The sequence below is a fragment of the Cognatilysobacter lacus genome (assembly GCF_008274655.1).
Taxonomy (GTDB): domain Bacteria; phylum Pseudomonadota; class Gammaproteobacteria; order Xanthomonadales; family Xanthomonadaceae; genus Cognatilysobacter; species Cognatilysobacter lacus.
Window position 1 is genome coordinate 1 of sequence record NZ_VTRV01000141.1, and the last position, 7,049, is coordinate 7,049.

Genomic DNA, 7,049 nt, shown 5'->3' on the forward strand with positions numbered 1-7,049 from the left:
GTTCGGCGAGCCCTTGGATGTCGCCGGGCGCCGCGAGCAGGTCGGCGTCGTGCTCGCCGACCAGCTGCGGGACGATGCCGACCGCGCTCGCCACCACCGGCACTGCGCAGGCCATGGCTTCCAGCACGGTCAGTCCGAACGCCTCGTCGCCCACCGTCGGCGCGCACACCAGGTCGGCGGCCGCATAGAACCGTTCCGGGTGCGCCGTGACGGGCGCCGCGTGGACGCGTGCGCGCACCGGGCCGGGCATCGCCGCAAGCAACGCTTCCTGCACCGGCGCAAAGTCCGGCGCGAGGGGGCCGACCAGGTGCAGATGCACATCCGGCCGCGCGGCCGCCAACTGCGCGAACGCGCTGAGCAGCACGTCCACGCCTTTCTGGGCGCACAGCCGGCCGACGAACACGACATGCTTCGCGTCCGTAGCCATGTCGAGGTCCTGACGAAGCTGGGCGCGATCGCACGTCGGCGCAAAACGCGCGACGTCCACCCAGTTGCGAACAAGGTGAAGCGCACCCGGTTTCCAGCCGCCGGCTTTCCAGCTGTCGAGCGAATGCGCGGACGGGGCGACGCCCGCGCCCGCGTGCCCGAGTGCCAGCCGCAGGCTTCGCGGCGGATCGACCAGCGACAGCCCCAGGTGGAAACAGCTTGGGATGCGGAACAGCGCCTGGATCATCGCGGCGTGCCGGATGAAACCCAGATGCGAGGAAACGATGGCGTCGATGCGCCGGGCGCGCGCAATGCGCCCGATGCGCAGCACGCACGCGAGCGTGCGCAGTGGCGAGCGCAGCGCGAACCCAGGCAGCGATGCCTGCACGACTTCGCTGGCAAACCCACGGTATTGGGCGAGCATGCTGCCAGGCGCCTCATGCAACAGCACGATGCGATGGCCTCGGCCGGCGAGTTCACGCGCGAGCGAAAGCGAGACGGCTTCCGAACCGCCGCCGAAGCTGGGGTCGGGCTCGAGTACCAGGAGATTCATGCGTCAGAACCGCTTGCCGTTCACGTCAAAGGCCTCTGCTTCGCGCAGCCGGTTGCGAACCGCGTCGATGTCACGCACGAAGATCGTGTTGTCGCTGGCCGTCGCGCCGGGCCCATGCGCGTCGACGAGCCGACGTTCGGCCGGCACGTACGCGCACGGCTGGAAACCGTGGCTGACCATCAGCCCGAACAGCTTCGACTCGTCGAAGCCGAACTGTGCGCCCGATCCGTTCAGTTCCATGATCACGGCCTGCAGGTACGGATCGCGCAGCGTTGCATCCGCGCCCGCGAGAACGGCCGATTCGTAACCCTCCACGTCTATCTTGATCAGGCGCGGCGAGCGACCCGCGAGCAACGCGTCGAGCGTGATGCCCTGCACCTCCACAACGCCGGGCCGCGTATCGCTACTGGCCAGCGCGCGGTTGCACACACCCATGTCGGACGAAAAGCGAAGCGTGCCGGGCTCACTTCCCAGACCGGCATTCACGCACTGCACCGCCTCGTCGAGATGGTTGATGCGCATGTTCTCGACCAGCCGTTCGAACGTAGCCGGCACCGGTTCGACCGCGCAACCGTGCGCGCCGGCGACTGCGCAAGCAAGGATCGAATACGAGCCGACGTTTGCGCCCACATCCACGAACAGGTCGCCCGGCCGCAACATGTGCAGCACGAACGCCATGTCGTCGAACTCCTGCAGCCCCACGTATATGTTGCCTGTCAGTCCGTTCTCGCCGGAGCGCACGAGGAACTTCGACCCGTTCACCCATGCGTAGACGATGTCGCCGTTTACCAGGCGGCTGGCGATCTGCCAGCGCACCAGACGCCACAGCGCCTGCAGCCGGTGGCCGGTATTGGCCCGATGCGTCACGACGAACCTCAGCACGGTCAGCGCGGACATGGCAATTCCCTGCGGATCCGCTGGTGGCACGAAACAACGGCCCGCGAAGGCGGCCAGGGCCCGCTACCCAGATGCCCCTGCGGCGCCGGCAACCAGCGAAGTCGCGCGCTCATCCCGCATCCCGGTGGCGCCACCAGAGATTCTCCTCCGGCAAGGGAAGCACGCCCAGAAAGGGCTCGTCGGCGACGCTGAACGCTTCATAGCCATTCGCGCTGAGAAGCTCGTAGCAGGCTCTCAGGTTTGCTGTCTCGGTAACGATGCGGTCGCTGTACTCCATCAGGATGTGCTCCGGCCGATAGGGCGCGTTCAAATCCATGCCCTTGAACACCGTCAGCTCATAACCCTCGACATCGATCTTCATCAGCTTGATGCGATCGGCGCGAACGCAACGCAGGACCTCATCCAGTGTCGTTTCGGCAACGAAGTTCGACTGCGGTACGTCGACGGAAGTGGCCGACGCCACCCGCGTCGTTCCCAAGTTGTCGACCACCGGGGTTTCGATCCGCACAATGCCGCGCTTGTCACCCAATGCGGCGGTGACCACCTGGACATTGGCGTCGGGACTGAGCGCGAGGTTGCGCTGCAACTTGTCAAGCGCAGATGCGGCCGCATCCACGGCAATGCAACGAACGCCCGGCAGTGCCGCTACCGTGCACGTGTACAAACCGAAGTTGGCGCCGACGTCGAGAAACGTGCCGCCGTCCGACATCAAGCGCGCCGCGAGCGCGATTGACCTGGGCTCATAGGCTTTCGAAAAGCAGATTTCGTGACCGATATAGTCGAGCGGATCGACGCGCATCCGCACGCCGGCGCGATTGACGACCCGCAGGCCCATCGGAAATACATGTCGCGCCATCCAGCGGAACCAGCGGATCTTGAACGGATGCGGTGGCACCCTGCGCGCGTAGGCGATGAGTAGGCGCGCGGCGACGCCGTCGCCATTCCAGAACGCAACGTCTTCAATCGCCATTCGCCACCGCCGCACGCTGCGTGCTCATAGCTGCCTGCTCATACGCGCTCCACGTGGCGAACCGCGCGGTACCCGAACACGCGTCGATAGATCGGGCGCAGCGAGTCGCGAGCGCGCTGCGCGACCATGGCGGGTAGCCGGTAGCCGATCCTCACCACGAGGCGCGCCAGTCCCGCAGGCACGCCGCGACCGATTAGCGCGAGGGTCTTCTCCTCGGTGCGGTACGGCCACTTGCTGGTGAAGTCGCCGAGAAAATGAACGATCCGCGGGTGGATCTCCCGGCACGCATAGCCTGGCCGATGCGAGGGGTGCGGCGGCGGCGGATTGGACAGGCACACCTTGCCGCGAAGCAGGTCCAGCTCGAGCAACACCGGGTTCATGAAGAAGTCGCCGTAAAACGTGCCATCGTCCTCGATCAGCGGGCAGCCGTGCAGCGCCATCGAGATCGACATAAGCAATTCCTCGTTGGCGCTGCCGCGCAGCCGCACCAGCCCGAGTTCGTCGTATCTCGGCTCGAGCTCGCGGGCTTTTTCGTAGACCGCGTTGCGGCGTTCGCCCTTCTCGAGGTAGTACACACCGCCGTTGAAACGCGGCAGCGCCGGCACGCCGAAGTTCGCGCACTGGGTGGCGATGTCACCGAACCACTCACCCTCGCTGGTAGGCGTTCCCAGGACGGAAACGCCATTGCCTTCGAAGCGGTCGAATAGGGGGTCGAGCGGACCCAGGCACAGGCAGTCGGAATCGATAAACAATGTCTGCTCGGCGGGCGCTAGCTGGTCGAGCTTGAGCTTCATGGAGAAACCGACGCCGAGCTCGCCCTTCTCGAAGCGGAGCATCCGAACGGCGCCGAGGTCACGCGGCATTTCGTCGGGAATGTCGGTAGCGATGTAGAACGCGATGTCGGAATCGCGGTGCCACCACAGGAACGAACGCGCCAGCGCGATCGCCATGTCCAGGTAGAGGCGTTTGCCGGTGGCAATCGTCAGCACCGCGCGGGATTTGTTGCCGGTCATCGGGGCCCTTCGATACCTGTGCCGTGCGTCGGGGTTATTCCGGCTCACGCGCCATTTTCCTGAAACTTGCACTGTCCTGCAGCAGCTGTTCGAACGTGCCCTGCGCGACGACGCGACCGTGGGATAGCTCGACGATGGAGTCGCAGTGGCGGACCGTTCCGAGCCTGTGCGCGATCAGCAGGATGGTTAGGTCGCGATCGAGCGATTCGATCGTCTGCATGACCGCCTGTTCGGTCGCATTGTCGAGCGCGCTCGTGGCCTCGTCGAACACGAGCACGCTGGCCTGCTTGTAGAGCGCGCGCGCGATACCGATGCGCTGCCGCTGCCCGCCCGAAAGACGCACGCCGCGCTCGCCGACGCGGGCGTCGTAGCCGCCGACGCGCGCTTCGATGTGCTCGGCAATCTGCGCGCGGCGCGCGGCTTCACGCACGCGGTGCATGTCGATCTGCGGCACCGGCACGCCGAAAGCGATGTTTTCCGCGAACGAGGCGTCGGCGAGGTAAATCGCCTGGGGCACGTGCGCGATGCTCTGCTGCCATGCCCGAGCACGCCGTTCGGAGACCGGCTCACCGTCGACCAGCACCGCGCCCTTTGTCGGCGGCAGCAGCCCCATCAGCAGGTCCATCAACGTGCTCTTGCCGCTGCCCGTGCTGCCGACGAACCCAATGCGCGCGCCCTTCGCAATCGTCAGGTCGATGCCATCGAGCACCCACGGGCCGTCGTCGGTGTAGCGGAAGGCTGCGGAATCCAGACGGATGGCCTGATGGAGCGGCAACGGCGGCGGCGGCGGTTCGAGCAGGGTCGCCGGCAGCGGCTGGTCGAGCAACTCGATCACATCCGCCAGCGACGCCTGGTTACCGGCCACGCTCTGCCACGCGCTGTAGGCCTGCTGCAGGGCCGGGAGCAGGCGTTGCGCGCCGAGGGCGAGGGCGCCCAGCATCGGCAGCGACGAGGCGATGCCATCGTTCTTGGTGCTCAACCCATAGGCTAGACCGGCGATCAGCACCATGCCGAACGCCTCCATCACGTAGCGCGGGCTCTGCGCAATGAATGTGTTGTTGCACTGCGCCTGCCTCAGTGGGAGGTCTGCCTGCTGGTAGATGTCGCAGTACACCGGTTGCGTGCCGTCGAGCAGGACGTCGCGGATGCCGCCCAGGCCATCCTGCAATGTCTTGACCAGCTGCGTCTGGCCCTCGGAAATGAGCTCGCTGTTGCGACGCAGACGGTGACGGGTCACCCATGTTATGAGCGAGTAGCTCAGCCCGAGCGCGACCGCAGCGCCCATTGCGATCACCGGGTCCACTGCAACCAGAGCCGCTACGACCGCGACGAGTAGGGCGATCGAACTGATCAGCACCAGCGACTGCATGACCACGCCGAACACGACGCTGTTCACCTTGTAGGTAAGCCCACTGATGATGCCGCTACTGCTGCGCGCCACGTGCACCAGGTACGGCTGGTACAGCGTACGCCTGTACGTCTGCGCGCTCAGCGCGACGCCCGACGTCAGCGTGAAGCGGGTCGTGCTCCACAGCAGCAGCATGCGCACCGCTCCTGCACCGATGATCGCCGCCACGAACAGAAGCGTGAACGGGCGGGTGAGCTCAGCTGCCGACGTCACGCCCCAAGCGGCGGCGAAGCGCGCGCCCAACGGCTGTGCCAACACTTTCTCGGGTGCGGTCAACACGCTCAGGAATGGCAGCACGGCGCCGAGGCTAACCACTTCCGCGACCGCGCTGACAAGCATCAGCCCGAGCAGAAGCCAGAACTGCACGCGGTGGCGGCGGGACAGGTGGCGCCACAGGCGCTGCAGCAGCACCACCATGCCTGACGGGAGTGCGGGCTTCATGACGATGGCGGAACCACCGGCCGCTCGCTCGCGTTGACCCCGAGGGCGGCCCGATGCATGACTAGCGGGCTGACCGGCGGCAGTGAACGACGCGCCATCGCGATCAGGCCTTCAGCAACGCATCGAAGTACTCGATCGTGTTCTGCAGCCCCTGTTCGAGCTGGACCTTCGGCTCCCAGCCCAGTTTCTCGCGCGCCAGAGTGATGTCGGGCTGGCGCTGCATGGGGTCGTCCTGGGGCAGCGGGCGGAACACGAGCTGCGACTTAGATCCGGTCAGGTCGATGACCTTTTCCGCCAGTTCGCGAATGGTGAACTCCCCCGGGTTGCCGAGGTTCACGGGGCCCGGGAAGCCCGGCTCGCTCGCCATCAGGCGCAGGAAGCCATCGATCAGGTCGTCGACGTAGCAGAACGACCGCGTCTGCTGGCCTTGGCCGTAGATCGTGATCGGATCACCGCGCAGCGCCTGCACGATGAAGTTTGACACCACGCGCCCGTCGTTGGGATGCATGCGCGGACCGTACGTATTGAAGATGCGCGCGACCTTGATCTCGAGCTGGTGCTGGCGGTAGTAGTCGAAGAACAGCGTCTCGGCGCAGCGCTTGCCCTCGTCGTAGCACGAGCGCGGGCCGATCGGGTTCACGTTGCCCCAGTAGTCCTCGCGCTGCGGGTGCACCGCGGGATCGCCGTAGACCTCGCTGGTCGACGACTGGAAGATCGGGCAGCGCAGGCGCTTGGCCAGGCCCAGCATGTTGATCGCCCCGTGGACGGACGTTTTGGTCGTCTGCACCGGGTCGTGGCTGTAGTGGATCGGCGACGCAGGGCACGCGAGGTTCCAGATTTCGTCGACTTCCAGATACAGCGGAAAGGTGACGTCATGCCGCATGAATTCGAAGCGCGGGTTGTCGTGCAGGTGGTCGATGTTGCGCTTGGTCCCGGTGAACAGGTTATCGGCGCATATCACCTCGTGACCCTGCTCGAGCAGGCGGTCGGTCAGATGGGAGCCCAGGAAACCGGCGCCTCCCGTAACCAGAATTCGCTTCCTGACCTCGTAAGACCTCACGCGATACTCCTGCCGCTTGTCGGGCGTTCTTAGATTCATTGGAACGGGCCGCATCCAGTTGCGATTCGAGCAATCCGGCCGGATACAAGCAGCCGGCGATGATACAGACCGGCGTGACGACCGCGTCCGGAGCCCCCGCCTCAGCGGGCCGGATGCGGGGCCGGAGGCGCGCAAAGGACGGCCAGGGCGAGCGCGAGGACCACGCTGCAGGCGTCCGTGCGCAGCGGGAAATCGACCAAGCTGTGCAGCATCGCCACGCCGCAGGCGATCGCCGCCGCCCG

6 protein-coding genes are annotated in these 7,049 nt (G+C 66.0%); all 6 read right to left on the reverse strand.

Annotated features, from left to right (window positions below; translation table 11 throughout):
- A partial coding sequence (locus tag FW784_RS11310; protein ID WP_149353448.1) for a glycosyltransferase family 4 protein occupies positions 1-979 on the reverse strand: 979 nt, incomplete at its 3' end.
- A 3-nt stretch (positions 980-982) separates the two neighbouring features.
- Positions 983-1,876 (reverse strand): FkbM family methyltransferase, encoded by an 894-nt coding sequence (locus FW784_RS11315; RefSeq protein WP_149353449.1) that lies wholly within the window; start codon positions 1,874-1,876, stop codon positions 983-985.
- A gap of 109 nt (positions 1,877-1,985) precedes the next feature.
- Entirely contained in the window at positions 1,986-2,846 is an 861-nt protein-coding gene (locus FW784_RS11320; protein ID WP_149353450.1) for an FkbM family methyltransferase, read from the reverse strand.
- Positions 2,847-2,884: 38 nt separating this feature from the next.
- Positions 2,885-3,859, reverse strand: coding sequence for a glycosyltransferase family protein (locus FW784_RS11325; protein WP_149353451.1), 975 nt, complete (start codon positions 3,857-3,859; stop codon positions 2,885-2,887).
- 34 nt (positions 3,860-3,893) lie between these two features.
- Entirely contained in the window at positions 3,894-5,708 is a 1,815-nt protein-coding gene (locus FW784_RS11330; protein ID WP_205123615.1) for an ABC transporter ATP-binding protein, read from the reverse strand.
- A gap of 103 nt (positions 5,709-5,811) precedes the next feature.
- Complete coding sequence (locus FW784_RS11335) at positions 5,812-6,768, reverse strand: UDP-glucuronic acid decarboxylase family protein (RefSeq protein WP_235893666.1); 957 nt, start codon at positions 6,766-6,768, stop codon at positions 5,812-5,814.
- Between the last annotated feature and the right edge of the window lie 281 nt (positions 6,769-7,049).